Genomic DNA, 24,941 nt, shown 5'->3' with positions numbered 1-24,941 from the left:
ATATATTGCCGAAAGAAGCCCAAGCCCTTTTATTTATATGCGCGCTTTTCTTTTTGTAAAATCTAAGTCTCGGTAATAACTATTTTTCACTAAAAGATTCGGTCCAAGACACGCTACGTTTGGACAATGGCAATTCAGCTGTTGGGCAATCGGGGATTGCATCCATTTTTCATAGGCTGATAAAAGAGTATCTTTTTTGATGTTTCCAAGCGGCGGTACATCGCCGAAATCTGTCACAATAATGTCCCCTGTAAAAATATTGACATTGAGACGGGATCTGCCGTCAGGGTCATTTCGAACAGTCACGTTTTTGCTTTCTCTCAATCGCTTCAGCAATGCTAAATCTTCCTCATTGTCGCTGCAAGCGTAAAACGGGAGTGTTCCAAACAGCATCCACACTGATTCGTCGCGGATATCCAAGAGCTTATGAATTGCTTCGCGTATCTCATCCAAGCTGAGCGTTTCAAGATTGCTAGCGAAATCACTTGGATACATTGGATGCACCTCATGGCGTTGACATTTCATTTCGTCTACAATTTGTCTATGGATTTTTTCAAGATGAGGAACCGTCCGTTTATTCAGCATCGTCTCCGCTGAAACAATTACTCCCGCTTCAGCCAGAGCTCTAGAGTTTTCAATGATTCGTTCAAAATATTTTGCACGTTCTTTATATGGAGGCTTCTTTTTCATCATTGCAAATCCGGCTTCAACAAAATCATCGACTGTTCCCCAGTTATGGGAAATATGCAAAACATCTAAATACGGGATAATTTTTTCATAGCGTTTCAAGTCCAATGTTAAATTGGAATTGATTTGGGTTCGTATCCCGCGTTCATGTGCGTATTTTAAAATGGGAACGACATAATTTTCCACAGATTTTATCGAAAGCATCGGCTCCCCGCCGGTAATCGAAAGGGATCGCAATGTCGGCACTTCGTCTAGCCTTTTTAAAAGTAAATCGAGCGGCAGCCCTTCCGGATCTTTCGGAGATAAAGTGTATCCTACAGCGCAATGCTCACATCGCATATTACAGATTGTGGTGGTGGTAAATTCTATATTTGATAATGTTAATTCACCGTATTCCTTCATATCTAAATAAGCTTCCCAAGGGTCATAGGAAGGAGTAATCTTTTTGAGGGTTGTATAAGTTTCCATAAAAATCATTTCTCCTTTAATTAACGTTCTCAAGACATAACGTTCCTTATGACGATATTGCCCTGTTACCTCTACACCGTTTTTTGAATTAATGCTTCCAGCAATGCGGAATACCCTTGAAGCATCAACCGCCCTAGAGTCGCCCCCTAGCTCTTTTAATTGTTCTAAGAAGTGATTTTGTACCGCTTGCCATAACGGTGAAGCTTTGTAAGGAACAGGCTCTTTAAGCCAAATTAAAACCATTTCTTGACCGCTAAAAATGATTATATTCGGCTCTGGAATCGATTGGCCAAAATAATCGTATTCTAATTTGCCGATTATCCAGTTCGAATTATAATTAAACAAATAAAAATCTAAATCAACATATAACGACTTTAATTGCCTTATATTCGTAATTTGTCGGCAAAAGTATTCTAGCTAAAATAAACATCCTCTTCGAGCCATTCTGTTAGTTTTTCAGCCAATTCCTGTGGTTTGTAATGATATTGGATGAATTTACCTTCTTTTTTCTTTGCAACAGTAATCCATCAATCAGAGTTATGATGATGAAACCATGCATGGTATCTAGCGTTATCTAGCCTTTTTGCATTTTCCATAAATATTTTCTGGTGTGCGTAAAATGTTTGTGGGAGAAATTCTTAGAATTCCCGATGAGGGGGGATGGGAACGTAGGTTCGCAATCCCCTCATCGGGGTCACCAAGCGAAAGCGCGGTAGGATCCCAAGCAGGAACATGAAAAAAGGACTCTCTCCCTGATAAGATGATTGACCACACTATCAAACAGGAGGAGAGAGTCCCATGAATATTCAACAACATCTTACCACAAATTCGTTGACATGGAAAGAGATCGAACTTGATTTGTTTCGAGCCCTGCAAAACGCCTTCGCCGAACTGTTTACGGCTTTGTTGGAGGACATCGACCGACAATTGGCGGAAACCCGGGACAAGCGCCGGTACCACTTGAAAGACAAACGACGCTCCACGATTCAAACCCTGTTTGGCGAAGTCACCTTTGAGCGAAACTACTATTTAGACCGAGAACAAAACCGTTACACGTTTTTGCTTGACTCCCTTCTAGCGTTTGATGGATCGCAGTCAATCAGTCCTTGTCTAGAAGAAACGGCGGTGGGATTGGTTGTGGAGTGCTCTTCTTATCGCAAAGCGGCTTGTACGCTTGCCCAGATGGTCGGGTATCCGGTGATAAGCCATGAGGCGATCCGCCAGTTGGTGCTCGAAGCCGAAGCTCCGCTGCACTGCCCGGTTGACCAGCAATATGGACGGATGCTGTTTGTGGGAGGCCGATGGACTGTTTGTCTCTCGCCAAGGGAAGAGAAAACGGGCCAAGGAAGACAAATCCTGATCGTTCACGAAGGGTGGAAGCGCAACGGCTTACGGATCGAATTCGTGAATCAGCGCCATTACGTCCATGAGGGCAAGAGGGAGGTGTGGGAAGGCTTCGAGGAATTTTTGATGAACGAATATGCCTATGATCCGTATCGGGATCTTCTTGTCATCAACGGGGACGGCGCTCCATGGATTACCGCGTGCCGGGAGTATTTCAAGGGACGGGACTGCTTCCAATTTGATCGATTCCACGTGGCGCGTGAGTTGCGCTAATGCCTCTCGGGCCATCCACGGTGACAGGCGATTCGGCAAAAGCCGGCGAAGCAGGATGAAGAGGGATTGCTTGTGGAACTGAACAGAGCCCTCGGCACGCTGGGGGACGAAGCGAAAGAACAACAGCTGGCTGCCTTGATCCACCGGATCGAATCGATGCCGGGATGTATCCGAGATTACCGGGAATGGCTGAAGGAGCAAGGAGTGGACACAACGGGCATGTATCCGATGGGAAGGGCGGAAAGCGTGAGAAGCCAGTTGGCGTATCGGGTGAAATACCGCCGCAGTTGGACAGACAAGGGACTCGGGGCGTTTTTCAAGGCAATGATTGCCCGGTATGGATGGGATTCGTCTTTTCGGACGTCGTTTCGGAGAAGAATCGTCGCAGCCGGCGGAGGAAACGGCGTCGACGACATCCACCAAACAGACGATCGTGAACAAGGCGAAACAACGCGTCCGCCGTCTTTGGCCGGAGATCACGTGGAATAACGTGCCATATTTGCAGCAATCTTCCGGGTCTCCGATCTATCATGACCTGCCTGAACTCAAGGAATGGTAAAAAAAGGTATACATATCGGTCTATCATGGCAAGGGATGAGAATCCGAAAGCGCTTACGGATAAAATTCAAAAAAATGGTTCGCTAACCTATGACTTACATCTATTTTCAGCGAACTAAAAAAATTCCCACAAAGTCTTGACTGACTCGCGTTTGATCGGTGACTTGATTGAGATAGAATTCATGTATAGTCCTCCTTGGTATCCAAATTAGGTGTCAATTCATCCGATTGACACCCCGAATCATACCAAGAGGGCTTTTTTTATTCAAGTCCCCGAAAAACCTTCTAACAGGAATGCTCCTTTTTATAATAAGCTGACGATAGAAAATGTCTTGCGATATTACGTAGTTCTCTCTATACTGCTCTATAATGTTTAAACACTTGAAACCCTAAAAACTTTCTATTTAGCAATTCTTTAATATCATCTAATTCAAGATTTAATATTGTTTCATAATTACTGAATGTTTTTTGACCAATATATCCATACAGTATCTTATAAATACTATTGAGGAGCGATAATATTTGTGTGTCTACCTGAACTTTTAAGAAGTCGTTTAATTCATCATCTAACATTCCTTTTACATATAATTCTTGAATTGTTTTCGTTAATATTTTAGCCAAATACTTCCTTACTTCAGATTTTCCATTAAGACTATATACTATATGTCTTCTAAATTTTAAATCAAAGGGCAAATCTTCATAAGTCCCATAGTCTGAATTAAATATACATATAATTCTTTCCCATCCTAACACTTTTGATGCATAACCTAACGCAAGTAACACAATTGGATTCGGGGTCTTTCTGTCTTTCGAGCTTGGATTTATAATACTTATATCAGCAACAAAAATTTTAGCCCTTTCTATTTTAAAAAAAATGATATTAGGTCAATAAAGTAGACACAAAAATTTAAAATTTTTTTAGCAGCTACAGCGCTATCGCTTGGTGGCCTTTTAAAAATAATTACGACGTTGTCCTAATTATTTTTAAAAGGTAAATTTTCGGGTCTAACTATTCTATTAATATGTTCATTAAGCTCCCTTTTTATTGTACATACGTTCGTATTCGGATGGCGAAAAATACTCTGTTGCGGAGTGAATACGTTTATTGTTGTAAAATATTTCTATATGCTCAAATATGCTCTTTTTTGTTTTATAACGAGTCTGATAGATTAGTTCTTTTTTTATTATCCTATGAAATGATTCAATACAAGCGTTGTCATAACAATTTCCTTTGCGGCTCATGCTACATTTCATTCCGTATTCCATTAGCTTAGCTTGATAGTCATTTGAAGCATATTGACTCCCTCGATCAGAATGATGGAGGATAGAACCCTGTGGTTGTTGACGCTGATAGGCTTGCTTTAAAGCACTTAACACTAGCTCCTTTTTCATGGAACAGTCTATATGCCAGCCGACTATTTTCCTTGAATACAAATCCATCATACTAGCTAGATAAAGCCAACCTTCATCCGTTGGAATGTATGTGATATCAGCTACCCATACTTCATTTGGTTTCGTAACAGTAAAATGTTGGTTTAAGACATTTTCGTGGACCGGATGGTTATGTTTTGAGTTAGTGGTAGCCTTATGTTTTTTCACGGTACGAGACTTCATTCCCTCTTTGTTCATTATGCGGGAAACCGTCTTCTGTGAAACCTTAATGCCTTCATGATTAAGCTTTTTGGCAACCTTTGGACTCCCATACAGTTGGCGAGATTCGATATACACACGACGCACTTCCTGCGTCAATTCTTCTCGACACTCTTGTCTAGCACTTTTGGGACGATCACGCCATTTATAATAACCGCTTCGAGAAACTTTCAATACTTCGCACATCTTCTCCAATCGGTAATCGAAGCGATGCTCATGGATAAATGAATATTTTACCGATGGTCTTTCGCGAAGAAGTGCATCGCCTTTTTTAAGATGGAGTTTTCCTCCTCCAGATCCCGAATACGTTTCTTCAGTTCACGAACTTCGTGGTCTTCGGATTGAAACGTTTGGGTTTCTGTTATTTCAGGTTCTTGCTTATATTTTTTCATCCAGCCGTGAAGAGTATTTTCGTTAATTTTGAGCTCACGAGCCACTTGTGCAACGGATTTCGCTTCCTCCAAAATATAACGAACAGTTTGACGCTTAAAGTCTTCCTCGTACCGCCTTTGTTTTTTTGTCATGTAGACACCTCATTTTTCAGTCTATTATTACTATAATAATCTGTGTCTACTTTTTAGTCTAACATTAAAATAGTATTCACGATATCAGGAGTACCTAATTCTTCTTTTGTGTCTCTATCCAAATTTGAATCTAAGTAAAAATCTTTTGAATTCTCAGATTCTTAATTGCTAAAGATAAACACGATTCTATGAATCCTCTATATTGTACTATTAGGTAAATCAGATCGCTAAGAATAGAATATATAACTGTAGATGAGCAAATTCACTAACATAAATTTACATCCGAACAAAAAAGGAGACATGAACCCGATTCCTTGATTAGAATAGATGTGTCACCAAACCATTCTCAAGGAGGTTCATGTCTCATGAATAGACTACCACATCACCAAGGAATCGACAAGTTTTTCGCAATGTTGGGGCTGGCCCTTTATTTCTCTAAGCCGGTCATGAAGCATCTCGTTCATATTATCGATGCGCTGACAACGAAAGGATTTGTGGGAACCTTGACCGATCTGCATCATGAGAGCTTTCATCCCAACCATCGAACGACACTGAGCCATTTTTTCACGAAAAGCCCTTGGGATGAAGAAATCTTGCTTCGCAAACTCCAGCAGTGGATGCTTCGTCATGTGGAACGAACGGCCAAGCGAAAGAATCACCCCATTTTTGTTTCGATCGATGATACGATCTGCCGAAAAACGAAGCCTTCGTCACAGGCGAAACACGCTATTGAAGGGTGTAATTGGCATTATTCTCACGCGGACAAAAAGTCGATTTGGGGACACTCTCTCGTCTGGCTCATGGTTCATACGATGACGCAAGCCTTTCCCTTTGCGTTTCGCCTCTACGACAAGGCGGATGGGAAAAGCAAGGGTCAATGGGCCATCGAGATGCTTTCTTCTTTGGATGTGCACGGTTCTGTTTATGTGCTGATGGATTCTTGGTACCCATCGAAAACACTCGTGGAAGCCTGCCTGAAAAAAGGATTCCACGTCATTGCGATGCTCAAGACGAATCGGGTTCTTTATCCAAAAGGCATCGCCATCCAAGCCAAACAGTTTGCCCGCTATATCGAACCGAACGACACCCATCTCGTCACGGTGGGAGAAGAGCGTTATCGCGTGTATCGCTACGAGGGAGCGCTGAAAGGTCTCGATGATGCCGTTGTGTTGTTGGCTTGGAAAGCCGATCAGCCGATGACACCTGAACATCTTCACTGCGTCTTGAGCACCGACCGGGAGCTAAGCGATGAAGAGATCTTGCGCTACTATGCCCAGCGTTGGTCGATCGAATGCTTTTTTCGACAAGCGAAAGACCAGCTGAAGCTCGATGGGTACCGCGTTCGTCAACGTCGGGCGGTGAAACGGTATTGGATCTTGGTGCAACTCGCTTATGTGTACAGTATGGTCGAATCCAACAGCGATTTCTCTACCGGGCTTGACTTCCTTCGAAAGAAGAAAGGACATAGCCTCGTGGAGTTTATTTACGATGCAGCGAAACAAGATATTCCCATTGATGTCGTTAAAAAACAGCTTCATGTGGCATAAGGGGTACTCCGTTTGTCTCTTTTTACATGGTAATTATTGTAATGAAAATTGCTCAACTACAGTATATAATTTTCATAAACACTCCCCCACATAATATATAGAACTGATTTAACTTTTCAACATGTAAATTAAACGGCTTAATCCAGAGACACTTATCAAAATGAATCGTGCCAACTATTAGGTCCTATTCGACCTCATTTAAACTTTTTTGGTATGTCAACACTAAACTAGACACTTTTTTTGAGGTGTTTCTCTTTATACTCCATTCGGCTCAAATACCCTAGCGTTCCATGGATTCTAATATGATTAAACCAATGAACATAATCATCTAATTCCATTTTGAGTTGTTCTACACTTTCGAAATATTTACCCGGTCTTCATGATTTTACAGGTTGCTTCAGCTACTGCGTTGTCATAGGGGCAGCCTTTCATGCTTAACGATCGATTAATCTGAAAAGTATCTAGAGCTTCATCAATGGTCTTGTTTTTGAATTCGTTGCCTCTGTTTGTGTGGAATAATTGAATTTGCTGCAAATCAGCTTTCACAGTCGACAATGCTTCATAGACGAGTTAGGTATCTTTGTTGGAACCTGCACTATGGCCAATAATTTCTCGATTATAAAGATCGACAAATAAACAGATGTAATGCCATTTTTTCACTCTCACGTATGTTAAGTCGCTAACTACAACTGTTAATTCCTCTTGTGGGTCAAATTCCCTTTTCAACACGTTTTCCACTTTTGATTCATTGCATTTATCCACATGGGGCTTAAACTGGGCAACTGTATAGTTTGATACAAGCCCGCTTTTTTCATGATTCTACCAATTCTTCGCCTTGAGGTGATGCCAAGCTTCTTTAATTCGTGTTTAATCTTCCGTGTACCATCGTTATGTCGGCTTTTCTGGAAGATCTCCAGTATGGTAGCTGCCAGTTCATCTTCTGAATGATCTTGCTCTTTTGCTTTGTCGTAATAGGTGCTTCTTGGAAGTTTTAGGACATCGTACATTGCTGATATCGAGGCTGAAGGCGTTAAATCATATTCATGAATAATATCTTTTCTTAGTTTCCCATTTTCATAAAGCTTGACCATTTGAGCCTTGAATTCTACAGTGAATGTTCATCTGTTTCTCATTTTTAAACTCTCCTTAACTGTGGTAGTTTGAAGTAGACCACCAAAACAGTGGGTTTGCGACGAAACTTGACATTGAGCCTCTGCGGGCATGCTTTCCCAGCCAGGAAGTCAGATGATGTGTTCATCTGTCTCGCCGACAAGGCTAGCATACCCGCCACTCCACGTAAAGTTTCTAGAACGGATCCTTTATATTTAATAAGCAGTATACCCAAATTTGGTGTTTAGTCTACTTGACCTTAATTTTATTGTCCAGTTAAGTGTAGCCGATTCAAATTTTTCTAAATCATGTTTAAACTAAAACTCTAGATAAAAGGAGGGCTGTCAAGAAAAACTCGACAGCCTAAAATTAAATCCAGATTTTAATTAACAAATTTAATTGTTTCCACCTTTAAAATTCCCTTTGCTCTTCCACCTTTAGCATTTCCTTTTCTATAACGTCTACCAATTTTTTAGTACTATACATATATAGCACTAACTCTTTATCCCCATCTTCAATGTGGATTTCAGCTTGAACCCTTATTTTTGATGGCTTTCCTTTATAGATAACATCGAAAGTTCCAAACTCTTTGATCTCATTGTCTTCATTCATTTTATCTATTTCAGATAGAATCATGTTGATTTCTTCTTGAGTCAAGCCTGAATCTAAAATTGAGTTTGATAAATGGTTTAAAAAGGGTTCTATCTCTTCAAGATCAAAATTCATTCCTGCAGCATAACGTGCTTCTTTGTATTTAGTAACTTTATTCCAAAAATTAATCATAAAAATAGGTTCCTCCTATCAAATGTTTAATTTTCACATAAATTTCCTTATTTTTGTTAAAAAGTAAAACGCTCTAACTTATTGGACACCTCCTCTTAGACCAAATAATAAAGATATATTTGAGTCTTTTCAATTTGTCTATTAAGAGTACTTATAATGCTCCCATAAGGTGAGACACATGAGCGTAATAAATAAGTTATAATGATACCATGAAAAAAAGAAACTGATATACCGCAGAATTTAAAGCTAAGGTGGTTCTTAAGGTGTTGCGTGAAGAGCAAACCATCAATGAAATAGCCGCCAAATATGAATTAAGCCCAGTCATGGTCAGTCGTTGGAAAGCAGAATTTCTAGAACGATCCTCGATGGTCTTTGAAATTCATAAATTTTTCACTGCGAAAATTGAATATATAACTAAAAAATTTAATGTAAATAAAACATTCAGTACTTTTGAACTATTAATCGAGTTTAATTTATATACTGTAGATGAGCAAAATCACTAACATAAATTTACATCGAAACAAAAAAGGAGACATGAACCCGATTCCTTGGTTAGAATAGATGTGCCAACAAACCATTCACACAAGGAGGTTCATGTCTCATGAATAGATTAGCACATCATCAAGGAATCCACAAGTTTTTCACGATGTTGGGGTTGGCACTTTATTTTTCAAAACCTGTCATGAAGCATCTCGTTCATATCGTGGATGCGATGATCACGAAAGGCTTTTCTGGAACGTTGACCGATCTTCATCATTGGAGCTTTCACCCCAATCATCGAACGACACTCAGCCATTTTTTCACGAAAAGCCCTTGGGATGAAGAGACGCTGCTTCGCAAACTCCAGCAATGGATGCTTCATCGTGTCGAACGGATCGCCAAACAGAAAAATCAACCCCTTTTTGTTTCGATCGATGATACGATTTGCCAAAAAATCAAGCCTTCGTCACGGGCAACGCACGCCATTCAAGGGTGTGATTGGCACTATTCTCACACAGAGAAAAAGTCGATCTGGGGACATTCTCTTGTTTGGCTCATGGTTCATACGATGACCCAGGCTTTTCCCTTTGCGTTCCGCCTCTACGACAAGGCGGATGGGAAAAGCAAGGGTCAATGGGCCATCGAGATGCTTTCTTCTTTGGATGTGCACGGTTCTGTTTATGTGCTGATGGATTCTTGGTACCCATCGAAAACACTCGTGGAAGCCTGCCTGAAAAAAGGATTCCACGTCATTGCGATGCTCAAGACGAATCGGGTTCTTTATCCAAAAGGCATCGCCATCCAAGCCAAACAGTTTGCCCGCTATATCGAACCGAACGACACCCATCTCGTCACGGTGGGAGAAGAGCGTTATCGCGTGTATCGCTACGAGGGAGCGCTGAAAGGTCTCGATGATGCCGTTGTGTTGTTGGCTTGGAAAGCCGATCAGCCGATGACACCTGAACATCTTCACTGCGTCTTGAGCACCGACCGGGAGCTAAGCGATGAAGAGATCTTGCGCTACTATGCCCAGCGTTGGTCGATCGAATGCTTTTTTCGACAAGCGAAAGACCAGCTGAAGCTCGATGGGTACCGCGTTCGTCAACGTCGGGCGGTGAAACGGTATTGGATCTTGGTGCAACTCGCTTATGTGTACAGTATGGTCGAGTCCAACCGGGATTTCTCTACTGGGCTTGATCTTCTCCGAACGAAGAAAGGGCATAGTCTCGTCGAGTTCATTTACCATGCAGCGAAGCAAGATATTCCCATTGATGTTGTCAAAAAACAGCTCCATGTGGCATAAGGGATACCCTGTTTGTCTCTTTTGGTATGGTAATTATTGTTATGAAAATTGCTCATCTACAGTAAATAATATTTAGACTAGAGGTCACTAAAATTAGAATTGTGAATTTTAAGTGTACTAGTTCGTTTTGAATCACATGGGAACCCCTTTCTTTTAATAATAATATATAATTAAGATATAAAAGACAAAATGAATTTTTGGAGGAATACTAAATATGGCTTCCAATGACCGTCTAAATATGACTAATGCATTAAAAAAGATTGTTGTTCCTTATTTAAGAGAACATGGTTTTAAAGGATCATTTCCACATTTTAGAAGGAAAAATGAAGATAATATTGACTTAATAACTTTTCAGTTTAATCGTTATGGTGGATCTTTTGTTGTAGTTTTAGCTATTTGCCCAATTGAAGGAGTAACAACGAGTTGGGGAGAAAAAATTCCGCCAAGTAAAGTGACTGCACACGATGTAGGTATAGATTACCGATATAGACTCACAGAAAATATAAAAGATTTCAATGAAACTTGGTTTAACTATGAGGATGCAAAGAATGAAGAAGATTTTGACTTAGTCGCATCAAGAGTGTTGAGCTTATTACATGTGTCAGACAGAAATTGGATTAAGAATCTTTTTAAATAATATAACTACTGATGCTAGTATAGTTTCATGGACACCCTTTAGTGAAATATAATATTAACGAAGGGATGTGTCCTGATATAGGTAACACAAGCGAAAAACGTAAACGTTATCATGCTGAATTTAAGGAAATGGTGGTTGAGCTTTATCAAACTGGAACACTAGTAAAACAGATCTTGATCGAATATGGCCTGTCTGAAACGACATTCTACAAATGGATCAGAAAACAAAAACCGGTTAAGGTGGATGACGGGGGCTCTTTTACCCCGAAAGAATTTCTGAACCTGCAAAAAGAATTGCATCGGCTGAAAGAGGAAAACGAAATTTTTAAAAAAGCTATGGTCATATTCGCAAAGAAGTAGATTCAAACCACTGTTATATCCATGATTGACGAGATAAGAGCCAGACACCATTATGACCTTAAAACCATGTGTACGGTCCTTGGCGTGCCGAGAAGTACCTACTATCAATCCAAACAAAAAACAGAATCAAAAACAAAACGGAAAACCGGGAGCTGACAGACAGAATACGAAAAATCCATACGGAAAGCAAGCAGAGATACGGAGAACCGAAGATCCACCATATGCTTGAAAAAGAATGGCTCAAAGTCAGACTGAAACGGGTTCAGCATTTGATGAAGGCTGCAGGCATTTATTCCATTATCAGAAAAAAGTATCGCCCCCATTCCAATAAGGGCAAGATGGAAGAGAATGGACATCGTTCCCCTCTTTTGCAGCGTCTAATACGAATATAAATTCACGTAAAAATGTCCTTGGAAGTACAGTGATTTCCTGTTCAAAGGCAACAGTAAATGATTCAACATATTGCTTAATAAATGTATCATCAATAACTGTCTCTGGTATCCATTTGTGTACCATACCGTGGATTTCCCTAACTTTATATGAAACTTCTATTAATTGTTCAGTTGAGAAACGGTTTAATTTCATCAATGGGGTTGAAAGTACACCACTAACCCTTCCATTTTTTGTGAAGATAAAGGTTTAATTCTAGAATATAAAACATCATGTTCTTTAATTGATCGATCCTCGTTTTTAATTAAATCATCCGTTCCAGTAAATAACATATAACATCCTTTCCTTACATACGATTCACTTATTCCTAGCAATTTAGCTAATTTGTAATTCGAGAAATCAGGATTCAACTCAATTGCTTGTCTAAGTTTTTCTAAGTTCTTATCCGTTTTATTGCGCTGTTCTTTTAAATACTCCTCACGGCTTTTTACGCCCATTTCCCGGCGTTTTTGTTTCCTTCTCCGCTTTTCATTCGCATCTATAATCGTGCTTAAATGGCGTTGTTCGTCCTCTGTTATATCTAACCATTCAATTAATTTTTTATTGCTGATATTATATCCAGCGCCAGGATACCCTTTTTCTCTGGCTATTCGGTTTGCTTCTTCGTTATTCCGTGCATAATAGGCCTTTTCAGCGCTTCTGGTGGATCTTCTTAAAGGCTCATTAAACTGTAAATTAAACGTTAGCGTTTGTTTTAAGGCTTCTTCTGGATCATTCAAAAAGCAACATAACCAATAACGGTACAAGAAACAAATTGTCTCACGATAACCAGTAACGTTATAATTGCGTAATTCAACCAGTTTTTCTAAGTCTAGTAATCTAGCATGATGCGATCGGAAGACGTTAAAAAGATGTTGTACCTTCTTTTTTCGTCCTCTTTTTTTAGGCTTTCCTGTTTTGGCTCAACCTCAAGTTCCGGTAAATACCTCAAATTGTAAACTGCACCATTAAATAATTGTAGCATGCCATCAGAAAAATGTAAGCGAATTTGAATCGAATATGATGTAAAAAAGTGTTGACAGAGGGGAAGGATAGTGGCATAATCCAAGTAACCGAATAAGAATTATAAAGTTAATAATAAAACTCTTATCAAGAGCAGGTGGAGGGATGAGCCCAATGAAGCCCGGCAACCGACTCATATGATGAGCACGGTGCTAATTCTCCCAACAGAGATGTTGAAAGATAAGAAGTTGTTTTGACAAAAAACCTCTTCTTATTGAAGAGGTTTTATTTATATAAAAAAATCTGAATGAAGAGGATTGAAAAAATGGGTCACGTAACAGCAGTATACCAAATCATTGCGAAACGAGAAGATTTAGAAAAAAAAGCAGAAGGCATTGCTCTTGGATTAACGGTAGGTTCGTGGACTGACCTTCCTCTTTTAGTGCAAGAGCAGTTAAAAAAGCATAAAGGACAAGTGGTTGAGATAAAAGAAACAGGCGAGGATCCATCCTCCGGCAAAACGATTGCACAGCTTCACATTCGCTTTCCGGGAGAAAACTTTTCTAAAGACATTCCTGCTATCTTAACGACAACTTTTGGAAAATTATCACTAGATGGAGAAATAAAATTACTAGATTTGCAGTTTGACGATGAGATCTTTCGGTATTTTCCAGGTCCTCGATTTGGAATTCAGGGGTTACGAGAAAAACTTGGCGTTTACGACAGACCGTTAGTGATGAGCATCTTTAAAGGTGTAATTGGACGTGATATGGATTACCTTCTTGCCCAATTGCGGGAGCAGGCTCTCGGGGGCGTCGACTTAGTAAAGGATGACGAAATACTTTTTGAAAATTCGCTCACATCATTTGAAACAAGAATAAAGGAAGGCAAAAAAGTTCTTGATAACGTGTATCAAGAAAAAGGGCACCGAACTTTGTATGCGGTCAATTTGACGGGAAAAACATTTGAATTGAAAGATAAGGCAAGAAAAGCAAAAGAATTAGGTGCCGATATTTTGCTATTTAATGTTTTTACATATGGCCTCGATGTGCTGCAAGCATTAAGGGAAGATGATGAAATCGCCCTCCCGATTATGGCTCATCCGGCGTTTAGCGGATCGTTTACTTCATCCGAAAAATATGGGCTCTCTCATTCCTTATTGCTTGGAAAATTGATAAGAATTGCTGGAGCAGATTTTTCGTTGTTCCCTTCACCATATGGCAGCGTTGCATTGGAGCGTGACAAAGTTTTAAACGTGAAAGAAGAATTGGTGAAGGAATCAGTTTTAAAACCAGTTTTTCCTGTTCCATCTGCTGGCATTCACCCGGGTCTTGTTCCCATTTTAATTCATGATTTTGGAAAAGATTGTGTCATTAATGCAGGAGGCGGTGTTCACGGTCACCCGCAAGGTGCTAAAGGCGGAGGAAAAGCTTTCCGTCAGGCAGTTGACGCTGTTTCCCGGGGTGTTCCCCTTAATGAAGCAGCTGAAGACATAGAATTACAAGAAGCAATTCGTCTCTGGGGATGGAAGGAGGCACCGTCCAATTGAAGCCAGTAATATTTTGTGATTTTGATGGAACGGTGACAAAAAAAGATAACATCGTTAGCATCATGAAGCGTTTCGCTCCAAAAGAGTGGGAGCAATTGAAGGATGGCGTCCTTTCCCAGTCGATTAGTATTCAGGAAGGAGTCGGCAAGATGTTTGCACTTCTTCCATCTTCTTTAAAGGGTGACATCATTCACTATATTTTAGAAACTGCAGAAATAAGGGAAGGATTTCACGACTTTGTTCATTATGCGAAAAACATGAACATTCCTTTATACATTGTCAGCGGCGGAATCGATTTTTTTATTAAACCGCTGTTGCAGCCTTTTGATTCTATTACCGCACTGTTTTGCAATAAAGCGGATTTTAGCGGAGAAACGATCACCATTCATTGGCCTTATACGTGTGATGAAAAGTGTCCCAACCAAAATTGTGGGTGCTGCAAACCGACAATTATTCGGCAAATTGCAAATGCTGACACTCATTCCATCATCATCGGGGATTCCGTCACAGATTTAGAAGCCGCGAAGATTGCAGATACAGTTATTGCACGTGATTATTTATCAAAAAAATGTCAAGAATTTTCTATTCCTTATCAATCTTTCGAAACATTTTACGACTGTATTGACATTTTAGAGAAGACAATAAACAAAACAAATTTCATAGAAGAAAAAGGTGGCGCAAAATGAGTGTCGTTTTAACTCGTGTTCATGAGCTTGCGGAGATTAAAGAGGAGCTTGCTGCGAGGGATTGGTTTATGGGGACAAGCGGCAATTTAGCCATAAAAGTTCAAGATTCCCCGCTTCAGTTTCTTGTGACCGCAAGCGGCAAAGATAAACGAAAAAAAACGAAGGAAGATTTTTTGCTTGTAGATGGAGAAGGAAATCCTGTAGGCGCAACACAGCTGAAGCCTTCGGCAGAAACGCTATTGCATTGCGAAATATATAAAAGAAGCAAAGCCGGCTGCAGCCTGCATGTACATACGGTTGCAAATAATGTCATCTCCGAACTTTATGGTGACGCTGGGAAAATTGTATTTCAAGGACAAGAACTGATAAAAGCGTTTGACCGCTGGGAGGAAGATGCAGAATTACAGATTCCGATTATTTATAATTATGCCCATATTCCTACATTAGCAAGCACTTTGGGCGATTTCGTGAAGGAGGATAAAGGGGCAGTTCTTATTCGCAACCACGGAATTACTGTATGGGGAAAAGATGGCTTTGAAGCGAAGAAAATTTTAGAAGCTTGTGAATTTTTATTTCAGTATCAGCTTGCTCTTATTCAAGCAAAAGCCGGTCTCCTTGCGAGTACAGGAGCTTTAAATAATTAAACATTTTAAGGAGGTATTTTACATGACAACGATTAAAATTCAAGGAACAAACGAAGTTATCAGCAATCAAGAGGAAGTGATTTCATTTTTAAATCAACAAGGTGTTATTTACGAGCAATGGGATATTGCCAAATTACCAGAGCATTTAAAAGAGAAATATCTTTTAAATGATGAGGAAAAACAAACGATTTTACAATCTTTTGAAAATGAAATTAAAGATATTTCAGCAAGACGCGGCTACAAAGCTTGGGATGTCATTTCTTTAGCAGATCATACGCCAAACCTTGAAGAGCTGCTGAAAAATTTTCAGCGTGAACATCATCATACAGATGATGAAGTGCGCTTTATTGTAAGCGGCCATGGAATTTTTGTTATTCAAGGACAGGACGGGAAATTTTTTGAAGTGCATCTTAATCCGGGAGACCTTATTTCTGTTCCAGAGGGCAGACGCCACTATTTCACATTAGCTGATGACCGAAAAGTTGTTGCGATCCGCATCTTTGTGACAGAAGAAGGCTGGGTGCCAGTTTACGAAAAAGAAGAAGTAAATTAAGTTTACAAAAAATTTATGAAAAAGCGGCTTTAAACATTCACAGTTGCAAGCTTAACATCATCTTTTTCATATAACTTGCTGCTCTTCGGATACACAATTCATCCAGCTCAGTGAACAATGTTCCTGAATGCAAAGAAACTATGAAAATACCACAGCGGCTGCTGGCCCGGTTTTAATAGGTTTACACATTTTTGCGAAGAAGCTTGCAGCTAAAAGAGCAACACAAAAATAGGCTTGTCTTATGTTACAAGAGGATATAGTTTCACTTGAAAACCAAGTAAACACAGATAATTTATCAAGTATTATGGCGGGATGGGGAAAATCAAGAATAAATGATGCAGATTTATATTTTTAGGAAGGGGCTGTCTTAGAAAGACAAAATCCACTGAAAACGAAACATCATAAGCATTGATATATCAACGTTTCTAAAACATTAAAGGGGCGTCTATAAGCCGGAAAATCGACTTATTAGACAGCCCCCTCTATTTAATGGATGCGGCGGCTGCTTTGGATCTAGAAATCCGAATCCATTTGGAGCATTTGCCGAAATCGGCTTTTACAAGCAGGTGACGAAGTGGTCTTGTAATAATGTCGTCCCCATATTGTGAATGGATATTATGAAAGACTCTTTTTTCACTTTATGACAAACAAAGATAGAGGAGGGAATTTTTTTGAAGGATTTTACAACATATTTTACGATGACTGAGCAAGATGTCATCGAATATGTACAGAAAAAACTCGATATTTTTGAACAAAACGCAGAATTGGAATGTCGAGAGATTGGCGATGGCAACTTAAATTATGTATTTCGTGTCGTTGATCAAAATAGCGACCAGTCTGTCATTATTAAACAAGCTGGTCCGGTTGCGCGTATTTCAGACGCCTTTAAAGTTTCGCCAGATCGCAATCGGATTGAAAGCGAAGCATTGAAGCTGCAAGGGGAATTAGCGCCTGGATTTGTACCTAAGGTTTATTCGTATGATCCGATTATGAATTGTTGTGTGATGGATGATCTATCTGACCATGAAATTATGAGGACAGCTCTTTTAAAACATAAAAAATTTCCTTTGTTTGCCGACCATATTACAACGTTTCTTGTCAACACCTTATTGCTTACTTCAGATGCCGTTATCGATCATAAAGAGAAGAAAGCATTGGTGCAAAAATTTACAAACCCAGAATTATGTGAAATAACAGAAGATCTCGTGTATACAGAACCTTTTTACGATTGTGAGCAAAATGATGTATTTCCAGAAACGAGAGAATTCATCCGTGAAGAAATTTGGAATGATTCAAAGCTTGCATTGGAAACAGCTAAACTGAAGTTTGATTTTATGACAAAAGCACAGTCCCTCCTCCACGGCGACCTTCATACCGGTTCCATTTTTATAAAGGAAGATTCAACAAAAATAATCGATCCTGAGTTTGCTTTTTATGGACCTGCTGGGTTCGATATTGGGAATGTGATTGCAAACCTTATTTTCGCCTATGTAAATGCAAGCTTTACAATTGAAGATCAAGAAACAAAGGAAGACTACTTGCAATATATTCAACAAACAATCTCAGACGTAATAGAGCTGTTTACAAAAAAATTTTTACATGCTTGGGATGAGAATATAAAAGAAAGAACTGCAAGTGCACCTGGTTTTAAAGAATGGTATATAAATTCCATCCTTGAGGATGCCTCAGCCGCTGCCGGACTTGAATTATGCAGAAGAATTATTGGGATCGCCCATGTAAAAGACATCACGTCAATTGAAAATAAAGAATCCCGAGCTTTGGCTGAAAAAATTTGTTTAACAGCTGGTAAAACCTTTATTCTTGAACGTGCAAACATTCGTACAGGCGACGACTTTGTGAATGTTTTATTACAAAGTGTCCGCAAATTTATTGAAGGGGAAAAGTTTTATGACAGCAGTAAAAGCCATTCAATCCGTACAACTGGATGATGAAAACAATACGGTGATCATACTCGACCAAACGCTATTGCCGAATGAGAAAGTATTTCTGCATCTTTCTACTCCAGAAGAAATATGGGAGGCCATTTACCATCTGAAGGTTAGAGGAGCACCTGCGATCGGAATTGCTGCTGCATTCGGTGTTTATTTAGGCACGAAGCAATCAAAAGCGTCGACTTATGAACAGCTTTTGGATGATTTTCAAAAAATCAAACAGTATTTGGCTTCATCGCGGCCGACTGCAGTGAATTTATTTTGGGCTTTAGATCGCATGGAGGATAGACTCAAAGTAGAAAAAGACAAAAGCATCGAGGAAATTAAAAACGCACTGAAGGAAGAAGCAGAACATATCCGTAATGAGGATGAGCAAGTCTGTTATTCGATCGGGGAGCATGCCCTGTCATTATTAAAACCCGGCTGGGGTCTTCTGACCCATTGCAATGCAGGAACAATTGCGACGGCGAGGTATGGGACTGCGTTAGCTCCCATCTACTTAGGCCAAGAAAGAGGCTACCATTTCAAAGTTTTTGCAGATGAAACAAGACCGCTTCTTCAAGGTGCACGTCTAACTGCATGGGAATTGCAGGAAGCTGGTGTGGATGTAACGTTAATTTGTGACAACATGGCATCCATTGTGATGAAGGAGGGAAAAGTACAAGCGGTTTTAGTCGGGTGTGATCGAGTTGCCGCAAACGGAGATACTGCCAATAAAATTGGAACTTCCGGAGTGGCAATCTTAGCAAAATATTATGGAATCCCGTTTTATGTTTGTGCTCCGCTTTCAACAATCGATTTAGATTGTCCGACAGGGGAACATATACCGATCGAAGTGAGAAAAGCAGAGGAGATCACGACAAAATGGTATGAAAAACCGATGGCGCCGGAAAATGTGCAAACATATAATCCGGCATTCGACGTGACCGATCATGAACTCATTACGGCAATTATTACAGAAAAAGGGATTGCCTATCCACCCTTTACAAAAAGTTTAAAACACATGAAAAGCGTTTAATTGCCTTTTCATACAAAAACCCCTTAAAAGGGAATGCTTTCACATTCTTTTAAGGGGTGTAAAATTTTATTCGAAATCAGTAGCGTTGCATAAAAAAATTTAATGTTTGTCAAGCTCAATAAAAATTCCAGTTATTTCATGTAACTGAATATTCAGACATACAATCTTTCTAAGCAAGCTTAAAAGGACAATGACGTCTTAATCGGCAGTCCACTTCCACAATTTGGCAATATATTACAGAAACATTGGATCATAAACTAAATCGTCTAGGTGTTCCACCTCCCCTTCTTCAAATTGGTACACGATGGTTTCAAAATCTTTTTCCCAATCGTATTTTTTCCGACCGTTGGACGTTCGAATTGGCTTTTTAAAAAGGGAGCGAACAAAACAGTCAAAACCTTTAAAAAGCAGATTCTGTAAAGTTCGCTTGATCTCTAATAAAGGACCATCGTGATTCACTTTTAATTGGAGCATGGCCTGTAAGCAATAGGTGATTAGGGCGATCCAAATTTGATTGTAAACGGCATTTTGACTTTTTCCATAAAATCTTTTTATCTTAAGGTGCTGTTTCATCCATTTAAAGAAGGTCTCTATCTTCCAGCGATATCGGTATAAATCTGCAATCTCTTCCGCAGAAAGATCAAAGCAATTGGTTATGATGATCACGGGATTCCCTTCGCTGTCGACCGTTTCGATCAATCGGAGAGGATGAGTCATTTTGGTATGATTACGGTCATTTCCTAAAATGACAATCTGATCCCTATAAATCAAACGTTCTGGATTGGGAATCCGTTCCGATAAAACTTCAATCTCTGCGTTCTTTTTAAGCCGGGTAATGAATCGCACCCCTTCTCGGCATAAGCGGTCGAACTGTTTGTAATCGACATACCCTCGATCAAACAAGTAAATCGCATTTGGATCGATTTCAATGAGTTCGTCCATCTGTGTGCGATCGGCATGTTTCGCGGGTAAGATAATCCCTTGATCCGGAACAGTGATATCCTTCGTTACAACAACCTTTAAATGGAGTCGAACACCAGCCTTTGTCTTACGAAAAGTTGCCCATGGATATTGGCTCAAACTCATGCTCATCGTGGTAGAATCAATGACCAGAAGACGACCAATGTTTCGGATGATCGGGGCATTTTTCATTTGCCCTTGGATCTTTAAGACCAGATATTTAAATACTTTTTCAAACAGTTGAGGGGATAATTGGCCTAATTTGCGAGAAAGTTGCGAAGTACTAATTGCATCAAATTCCAGATATGTCTGCAACTCTTCCTTGTCTTTCAAATGTTTGGCCAATTTTGTTAAGCTTTCCAATTCATTTATCTGAGCGATGATACAAAGTTGTAAAAACTTATACGCTGTTAATTTTTTAATGTATTTGTCAACGTCAATCACATTAATTAGTTTTGAAAAAGTTATTGGATCGATCTCTTTAAATAGTTCATTTATTGTGGATTCTGTGGTATTCTTATCCATAATGGTTTCTCCTTATTCTTAGGATTTGGATAGGACTGCCAATCCTAATTATAAGGAGTTTTTTTATATCCAAAAAGATGAAATTTAACATAAAATTGGGCTTGACAAATTAAAATTAACTTAATGCAATGCTACTGATTCGAAATATAATTCCGGACGTCTGTCTTGAAAAATAGGAATGGTTTTTCTTACACGGTCAATTTCTTGAAGATCCAGTTGGGCGTAAAAAATTCCTTCATCTGTTTGATCATGAACAAGAAGCTCGCCCCAAGGGGCAATGACCATTGAGTGTCCATTAAATTCATTATTTTGATCCGCTCCGACCCGGTTTACTGCTACAACAAACATTTGATTTTCAACTGCCCGTGCTTTGAGAAGCAATTGCCAATGGTCAATTCGCTTTTTCGGCCATTCGGCAGGAATGAACATAATGTTTGCACCTTTTAATGCATGGGTGCGAATCCATTCCGGAAAACGCAAATCATAACAAATAACACCGCCGCAAGTGATGCCGTCCAGCTCAAATATATTTACTTTTTGGCCGGCACTCATAAATTTATGCTCATCCATCAATTTAAACAGATGGGCTTTGTCGTATTCAGCGGTGATATTTCCGAATCGGTCGACAACGTACATGGTATTAAAAAATTGTCCGTTTTTTTTCGTTGCAACTGAACCGCCGACAATATTGATATGATATGTTTTAGCAAGGGATGTCAGCAGCTCAATTGTTTTTTCTCCATTTTTGTCTGCAAGCTCATCAAGCTGATCAAGGGCGTATCCTGTATTCCACATTTCAGGCAAAACAATTGTATCCGCTTGATGGCTTGCTGCTTCTATTATATTTTTTTGAGCGATTTCATAGTTTTGGTCCGGTTCGCCTAAAATGATATTCATTTGTATACAAGCAACTTTCATGATTTTCAGCCCCTAGACATTTTTATATAAAGACTATAGAATTTTTATGATAATTTCAACTATTTTTATAAAAAAAGGTGGATTAGAGTGGAGATTTCAGAACGTTTAAAAAAGCTTCCAACACAATTTTTCTCTGCCCTTGTGAAAAAAGTGAATAACGCTGTAGCCGAAGGAAGAGATATTATTAATTTAGGACAAGGAAATCCTGACCAGCCGACTCCCCCGCATATCGTCAAAGCGCTGCAAACCGCAGCAGAAGACCCGAAAACACATAGATATTCACCATTTTCAGGTCTGATCGAGCTAAAACATGCGGCTAGTGAATATTATAAGAAACAATACGGAGTCGATATAGATCCAGAAAAAGAAGTGGCGATTTTATTCGGTACGAAAACTGGACTTGTTGAATTGCCGATGTGCCTATTAAATGAAGGAGATCTAATGCTATTGCCCGACCCGGGTTATCCAGACTATTTATCAGGCGTTGTTTTAGCCGGGGCTCAATTTAAAACGTTCCCGCTGTTGGCAGAAAATCAGTTTTTACCTGATTACAACGCCATTTCGTTGGAGGATAAAGAAGCGGCAAAATTGATGTATTTAAACTACCCGAACAATCCGACAGGAGCAACGGCCGATCTTAAGTTTTTTGAGGAAACGGTTACGTTTGCAAAGAAGCATCGAATTTCCGTTGTCCATGATTTTGCGTACGGTGCGATCGGCTTTGACGGCAAAAAACCGACCAGCCTTCTTGAAGCGGAAGGAGCTAAGGACATCGGCATTGAAATGTACACATTGTCGAAAACCTACAATATGGCCGGCTGGCGCGTTGGATTTGCTGTAGGGAACCAGAATATCATTGAAAGTATTAATCTTATTCAAGATCACTTATATTGCAGCCTTTTTCCAGCAATACAATTAGCAGCAGCTGCCGCATTAACAGGCGATCAGTCGTGTGTAGAGGAGCTTGTCTCCCTTTATGAAAAACGCCGAAATACGTTTATCAATGCTATTCGGCAAATTGGCTGGAACGCTCAAGCTCCGAAAGGATCATTTTTTGCCTGGCTCCCTGTTCCGAAAGGATTTACTAGCGAAGAGTTTGCCGATTATTTGCTTGAAAAAGCAGATGTCGCCGTTGCGCCAGGAAACGGCTTCGGGCAATATGGAGAAGGATACATACGCGTTGGTTTATTAGTTGATGAGAGCAGGCTTTTAGAAGCGGTTGATAGAATTCGCAAGCTGAATCTTTTTTAACTGCTGCAATGAATGTTGAAACACTCTCCTTATCCCCCTAAAAAAATGATCAGCACGTGAATGCCTTTCCAATCAAAATTAAAAGAAGTATAATAAAAATTGTGTTAAGTGGGAGTTTTTTGACTGAATGTAAGGGGGATAAGCGGGATGGAAAAATTATATGAGAGTATGTATCAATTAATTGTGGAAACGTCTACAAAATTGCCGAAGGATGTCCGCCGCGCTATTTTGAAGGCGAAGCAGCGTGAAAATGCTGGTACAAGAGCTGCGATGTCGCTTGCCACGATAACCGAAAATATTAAAATGGCAGATGAAAATGTATCGCCGATCTGCCAAGATACCGGATTGCCGACATTTAAAATTAAAGTGCCAGTCGGTATCAATCAAATTCAAATAAAGGAAACAATAAAAAAAGCGATCGCTCAAGCGACGAAGGACGGGAAGCTTCGCCCGAACTCGGTCGATTCGCTCACTGGAGAAAATTCCGGCGATAACTTGGGCGAAGGGCTTCCAGTCGTAAAATTTGAACAATGGGAAAAAGATTATATCGATGTTCGCTTAATATTAAAAGGCGGCGGCTGCGAAAACAAAAATATTCAATACAGCCTGCCGTGCGAACTAGAAGGATTGGGAAGAGCCGGCAGGGATTTGGATGGAATCCGCAAATGTATTTTGCATGCGGTATATCAAGCACAAGGCCAAGGATGCAGCGCAGGATTCATTGGAGTTGGAATCGGTGGAGACCGTTCATCGGGGTACGATTTAGCGAAAGAACAATTATTCCGCGAAGTCGATGACGTAAATCCGAACGAAGAATTGCGGCAATTGGAAGAATATATTATGGAAAATGCGAACAAGCTTGGCATCGGAACGATGGGATTTGGCGGGGAAACCACTTTATTAGGCTGCAAAGTCGGCGCAATGCACAGAATCCCTGCGAGCTTTTTTGTTTCTGTCGCATACAACTGCTGGGCATTCCGCCGTTTAGGTGTGCATATCGATCCAAATACGGGTGAAATCATAAAATGGCTTTATCAAGATGGAGAAGATGTTGATTTTCAAGAAAATGCTGCACAAGAAGAACATTTAGCATCAACGGACTCTGAAAGACGTGTCATCACGCTGCAAGCGCCAATTACAGAAGAACAAATCCGCCAGCTGAAAGTCGGCGACGTTGTTCGCATCAACGGAATCATTTACACAGGAAGGGATGCCATCCATAAATATTTAATGGATCATGATGCGCCGGTTGATTTAAACGGTCAAATTATTTACCACTGCGGACCTGTCATGTTAAAAGATGAAAACGGCAATTGGGAAGTGAAAGCGGCCGGGCCGACCACTTCCATTCGCGAAGAGCCTTATCAAGGGGATATTATGAAAAAATTTGGCATCCGTGCGGTAATGGGCAAAGGCGGCATGGGGCAAAAAACGCTGCAAGCTTTAAAAGAGCATGGCGGAGTATACTTGAATGCGATTGGCGGTGCTGCTCAATATTATGCGGATTGCATCGAAGCGGTTGAAGGTGTTGACTTGCTGGAGTTTGGAATTCCAGAAGCTATGTGGCATTTGCGCGTAAAAGACTTCACGGCCGTTGTCACAATGGATTCACACGGCAACAGCCTGCATGAAGACATTGAAAAATCGTCATTAGAAAAGCTTTCTCAATTTAAAGAGCCGGTATTTAGCTAAATATTAAACTCAATGCCATAGCCAGATGATTGGCTATGGTATTTTTTTGAAATCAAGATGGAGCATAATTCCTAAAAA

23 protein-coding genes, 3 pseudogenes and 1 riboswitch are annotated in these 24,941 nt (G+C 40.0%); of the genes and pseudogenes, 15 read left to right on the top strand and 11 right to left on the bottom strand.

The annotated features are described in order from the left end of the window. Positions 1-33: 33 nt before the first annotated feature. Positions 34-1,155 carry a radical SAM/CxCxxxxC motif protein YfkAB gene (yfkAB, locus tag NSQ71_RS15860; protein ID WP_063386763.1) on the bottom strand — a complete coding sequence of 374 codons (1,122 nt, stop codon included), beginning with the start codon at positions 1,153-1,155 and terminating at the stop codon, positions 34-36. A 798-nt stretch (positions 1,156-1,953) separates the two neighbouring features. Between yfkAB and NSQ71_RS15855 the strand changes: the two are divergent. Continuing rightward, positions 1,954-3,261: pseudogene (locus NSQ71_RS15855) on the top strand (ISLre2 family transposase). 423 nt (positions 3,262-3,684) lie between these two features. Here the strand turns inward: NSQ71_RS15855 and NSQ71_RS15850 are convergent. Both NSQ71_RS15850 and NSQ71_RS15845 read right to left on the bottom strand, forming a co-directional pair. Beyond that, positions 3,685-4,083: a hypothetical protein gene (locus tag NSQ71_RS15850; RefSeq protein ID WP_340734211.1), complete on the bottom strand. Its 399-nt coding sequence runs from the start codon at positions 4,081-4,083 to the stop codon at positions 3,685-3,687. Between the two features lie 276 nt (positions 4,084-4,359). Beyond that, positions 4,360-5,504, bottom strand: a protein-coding gene (locus tag NSQ71_RS15845) for an IS3 family transposase (RefSeq protein ID WP_340734210.1) whose coding sequence is annotated in 2 segments (ribosomal slippage) — positions 4,360-5,246 and positions 5,246-5,504 — 1,146 coding nt in all. Because the reading frame shifts where the segments join, the coding sequence is not laid out codon by codon here. Between the two features lie 365 nt (positions 5,505-5,869). On the opposite strand from NSQ71_RS15845, the gene NSQ71_RS15840 reads away from it, so the two are divergent. Then, a complete protein-coding gene (locus NSQ71_RS15840; protein ID WP_063388773.1) occupies positions 5,870-7,051 on the top strand; it encodes an IS701 family transposase in 1,182 nt (393 codons plus the stop codon). A 227-nt stretch (positions 7,052-7,278) separates the two neighbouring features. On the opposite strand, the pseudogene NSQ71_RS18620 reads toward NSQ71_RS15840, so the two are convergent. From NSQ71_RS18620 to NSQ71_RS15830, 4 genes and pseudogenes are all read right to left on the bottom strand, one after another. After that, a pseudogene (locus NSQ71_RS18620) lies at positions 7,279-7,407 on the bottom strand (IS3 family transposase); the annotation flags it as partial. A gap of 214 nt (positions 7,408-7,621) precedes the next feature. Continuing rightward, complete coding sequence (locus NSQ71_RS18615) at positions 7,622-7,780, bottom strand: hypothetical protein (protein WP_445684594.1); 159 nt, start codon at positions 7,778-7,780, stop codon at positions 7,622-7,624. Further along, positions 7,774-8,142 carry an IS3 family transposase gene (locus tag NSQ71_RS18610; RefSeq protein ID WP_412674435.1) on the bottom strand — a complete coding sequence of 123 codons (369 nt, stop codon included), beginning with the start codon at positions 8,140-8,142 and terminating at the stop codon, positions 7,774-7,776. Before NSQ71_RS18610 ends, NSQ71_RS18615 begins: the two co-directional genes overlap by 7 nt. Before the next feature lie 430 nt (positions 8,143-8,572). After that, positions 8,573-8,944 carry a hypothetical protein gene (locus NSQ71_RS15830; protein WP_094244471.1) on the bottom strand — a complete coding sequence of 124 codons (372 nt, stop codon included), beginning with the start codon at positions 8,942-8,944 and terminating at the stop codon, positions 8,573-8,575. A 239-nt stretch (positions 8,945-9,183) separates the two neighbouring features. Here NSQ71_RS15830 and NSQ71_RS15825 point away from each other — a divergent pair. The 5 genes and pseudogenes from NSQ71_RS15825 to NSQ71_RS18605 all read left to right on the top strand — a co-directional run. Further along, positions 9,184-9,447: pseudogene (locus NSQ71_RS15825) on the top strand (helix-turn-helix domain-containing protein); the annotation flags it as partial. Between the two features lie 98 nt (positions 9,448-9,545). Then, entirely contained in the window at positions 9,546-10,727 is a 1,182-nt protein-coding gene (locus NSQ71_RS15820; protein ID WP_340734209.1) for an IS701 family transposase, read from the top strand. Between the two features lie 214 nt (positions 10,728-10,941). Next, positions 10,942-11,364: a DUF4304 domain-containing protein gene (locus NSQ71_RS15815; protein ID WP_340734208.1), complete on the top strand. Its 423-nt coding sequence runs from the start codon at positions 10,942-10,944 to the stop codon at positions 11,362-11,364. Positions 11,365-11,405: 41 nt separating this feature from the next. After that, positions 11,406-11,723: a transposase gene (locus NSQ71_RS15810; RefSeq protein ID WP_340734207.1), complete on the top strand. Its 318-nt coding sequence runs from the start codon at positions 11,406-11,408 to the stop codon at positions 11,721-11,723. Between the two features lie 68 nt (positions 11,724-11,791). Continuing rightward, positions 11,792-12,115: an IS3 family transposase gene (locus NSQ71_RS18605; protein WP_445684696.1), complete on the top strand. Its 324-nt coding sequence runs from the start codon at positions 11,792-11,794 to the stop codon at positions 12,113-12,115. Here the strand turns inward: NSQ71_RS18605 and NSQ71_RS15805 are convergent. Both NSQ71_RS15805 and NSQ71_RS15800 read right to left on the bottom strand, forming a co-directional pair. Next, positions 12,024-12,308: a BREX system ATP-binding domain-containing protein gene (locus NSQ71_RS15805; RefSeq protein WP_311067368.1), complete on the bottom strand. Its 285-nt coding sequence runs from the start codon at positions 12,306-12,308 to the stop codon at positions 12,024-12,026. The genes NSQ71_RS18605 and NSQ71_RS15805 overlap by 92 nt on opposite strands. Further along, positions 12,308-12,892 (bottom strand): hypothetical protein, encoded by a 585-nt coding sequence (locus NSQ71_RS15800; RefSeq protein ID WP_144598484.1) that lies wholly within the window; start codon positions 12,890-12,892, stop codon positions 12,308-12,310. The genes NSQ71_RS15805 and NSQ71_RS15800 overlap by 1 nt, the downstream gene beginning before the upstream one ends. Positions 12,893-13,256: 364 nt before the next feature. Beyond that, positions 13,257-13,362, top strand: a riboswitch (SAM riboswitch). Positions 13,363-13,440: 78 nt separating this feature from the next. Between NSQ71_RS15800 and NSQ71_RS15795 the strand changes: the two genes are divergently transcribed. The 6 genes from NSQ71_RS15795 (at position 13,441) to mtnA (ending at position 19,517) form a co-directional block, all read left to right on the top strand. After that, positions 13,441-14,664: a 2,3-diketo-5-methylthiopentyl-1-phosphate enolase gene (locus NSQ71_RS15795; protein ID WP_340734206.1), complete on the top strand. Its 1,224-nt coding sequence runs from the start codon at positions 13,441-13,443 to the stop codon at positions 14,662-14,664. Next, a complete protein-coding gene (locus NSQ71_RS15790; RefSeq protein ID WP_198318542.1) occupies positions 14,661-15,350 on the top strand; it encodes a 2-hydroxy-3-keto-5-methylthiopentenyl-1-phosphate phosphatase in 690 nt (229 codons plus the stop codon). Before NSQ71_RS15795 ends, NSQ71_RS15790 begins: the two co-directional genes overlap by 4 nt. Continuing rightward, the gene (locus tag NSQ71_RS15785) at positions 15,347-15,994 is read left to right on the top strand and encodes a methylthioribulose 1-phosphate dehydratase (RefSeq protein ID WP_063386760.1); all 648 of its coding nucleotides are present in this window, start codon (positions 15,347-15,349) and stop codon (positions 15,992-15,994) included. The genes NSQ71_RS15790 and NSQ71_RS15785 overlap by 4 nt, the downstream gene beginning before the upstream one ends. 22 nt (positions 15,995-16,016) lie before the next feature. Beyond that, complete coding sequence (locus NSQ71_RS15780; RefSeq protein WP_063386759.1) at positions 16,017-16,547, top strand: 1,2-dihydroxy-3-keto-5-methylthiopentene dioxygenase; 531 nt, start codon at positions 16,017-16,019, stop codon at positions 16,545-16,547. 671 nt (positions 16,548-17,218) lie between these two features. Further along, the gene (gene mtnK / locus NSQ71_RS15775) at positions 17,219-18,496 is read left to right on the top strand and encodes an S-methyl-5-thioribose kinase (protein ID WP_340734205.1); all 1,278 of its coding nucleotides are present in this window, start codon (positions 17,219-17,221) and stop codon (positions 18,494-18,496) included. After that, positions 18,456-19,517, top strand: coding sequence for an S-methyl-5-thioribose-1-phosphate isomerase (gene mtnA / locus NSQ71_RS15770; protein WP_063386758.1), 1,062 nt, complete (start codon positions 18,456-18,458; stop codon positions 19,515-19,517). Before mtnK ends, mtnA begins: the two co-directional genes overlap by 41 nt. Positions 19,518-19,751: 234 nt before the next feature. Here mtnA and NSQ71_RS15765 read toward each other — a convergent pair whose 3' ends face one another. Beyond that, complete coding sequence (locus NSQ71_RS15765) at positions 19,752-21,002, bottom strand: IS4 family transposase (RefSeq protein WP_340733408.1); 1,251 nt, start codon at positions 21,000-21,002, stop codon at positions 19,752-19,754. 120 nt (positions 21,003-21,122) lie between these two features. Then, entirely contained in the window at positions 21,123-21,920 is a 798-nt protein-coding gene (locus NSQ71_RS15760) for a carbon-nitrogen family hydrolase (protein ID WP_340734204.1), read from the bottom strand. An 87-nt stretch (positions 21,921-22,007) separates the two neighbouring features. On the opposite strand from NSQ71_RS15760, the gene NSQ71_RS15755 reads away from it, so the two are divergent. Then, positions 22,008-23,171 carry a pyridoxal phosphate-dependent aminotransferase gene (locus NSQ71_RS15755; protein ID WP_339197483.1) on the top strand — a complete coding sequence of 388 codons (1,164 nt, stop codon included), beginning with the start codon at positions 22,008-22,010 and terminating at the stop codon, positions 23,169-23,171. A 147-nt stretch (positions 23,172-23,318) separates the two neighbouring features. Beyond that, positions 23,319-24,863 (top strand): fumarate hydratase, encoded by a 1,545-nt coding sequence (locus NSQ71_RS15750; protein WP_340734203.1) that lies wholly within the window; start codon positions 23,319-23,321, stop codon positions 24,861-24,863. Positions 24,864-24,941: the final 78 nt, after the last annotated feature.

The organism is Aeribacillus sp. FSL M8-0235 (assembly GCF_038000355.1).
GTDB lineage: Bacteria > Bacillota > Bacilli > Bacillales > Aeribacillaceae > Aeribacillus > Aeribacillus composti.
Note: the sequence above shows the minus strand (reverse complement) of the source record. Positions and strands in the feature narration are given on the sequence as shown.

Coding starts and splice junctions, on each gene's coding strand:
- yfkAB (WP_063386763.1), bottom strand. CDS start 1,155: ATGGAAACTTATACAACCCTCAAAAAGATTACTCCTTCCTATGACCCT.
- NSQ71_RS15840 (WP_063388773.1), top strand. CDS start 5,870: ATGAATAGACTACCACATCACCAAGGAATCGACAAGTTTTTCGCAATG.
- NSQ71_RS18610 (WP_412674435.1), bottom strand. CDS start 8,142: ATGGTCAAGCTTTATGAAAATGGGAAACTAAGAAAAGATATTATTCAT.
- NSQ71_RS15830 (WP_094244471.1), bottom strand. CDS start 8,944: ATGATTAATTTTTGGAATAAAGTTACTAAATACAAAGAAGCACGTTAT.
- NSQ71_RS15820 (WP_340734209.1), top strand. CDS start 9,546: ATGAATAGATTAGCACATCATCAAGGAATCCACAAGTTTTTCACGATG.
- NSQ71_RS15815 (WP_340734208.1), top strand. CDS start 10,942: ATGGCTTCCAATGACCGTCTAAATATGACTAATGCATTAAAAAAGATT.
- NSQ71_RS15805 (WP_311067368.1), bottom strand. CDS start 12,308: ATGAAATTAAACCGTTTCTCAACTGAACAATTAATAGAAGTTTCATAT.
- NSQ71_RS15795 (WP_340734206.1), top strand. CDS start 13,441: ATGGGTCACGTAACAGCAGTATACCAAATCATTGCGAAACGAGAAGAT.
- NSQ71_RS15785 (WP_063386760.1), top strand. CDS start 15,347: ATGAGTGTCGTTTTAACTCGTGTTCATGAGCTTGCGGAGATTAAAGAG.
- NSQ71_RS15780 (WP_063386759.1), top strand. CDS start 16,017: ATGACAACGATTAAAATTCAAGGAACAAACGAAGTTATCAGCAATCAA.
- mtnA (WP_063386758.1), top strand. CDS start 18,456: ATGACAGCAGTAAAAGCCATTCAATCCGTACAACTGGATGATGAAAAC.
- NSQ71_RS15765 (WP_340733408.1), bottom strand. CDS start 21,002: ATGGATAAGAATACCACAGAATCCACAATAAATGAACTATTTAAAGAG.
- NSQ71_RS15760 (WP_340734204.1), bottom strand. CDS start 21,920: ATGAAAGTTGCTTGTATACAAATGAATATCATTTTAGGCGAACCGGAC.
- NSQ71_RS15750 (WP_340734203.1), top strand. CDS start 23,319: ATGGAAAAATTATATGAGAGTATGTATCAATTAATTGTGGAAACGTCT.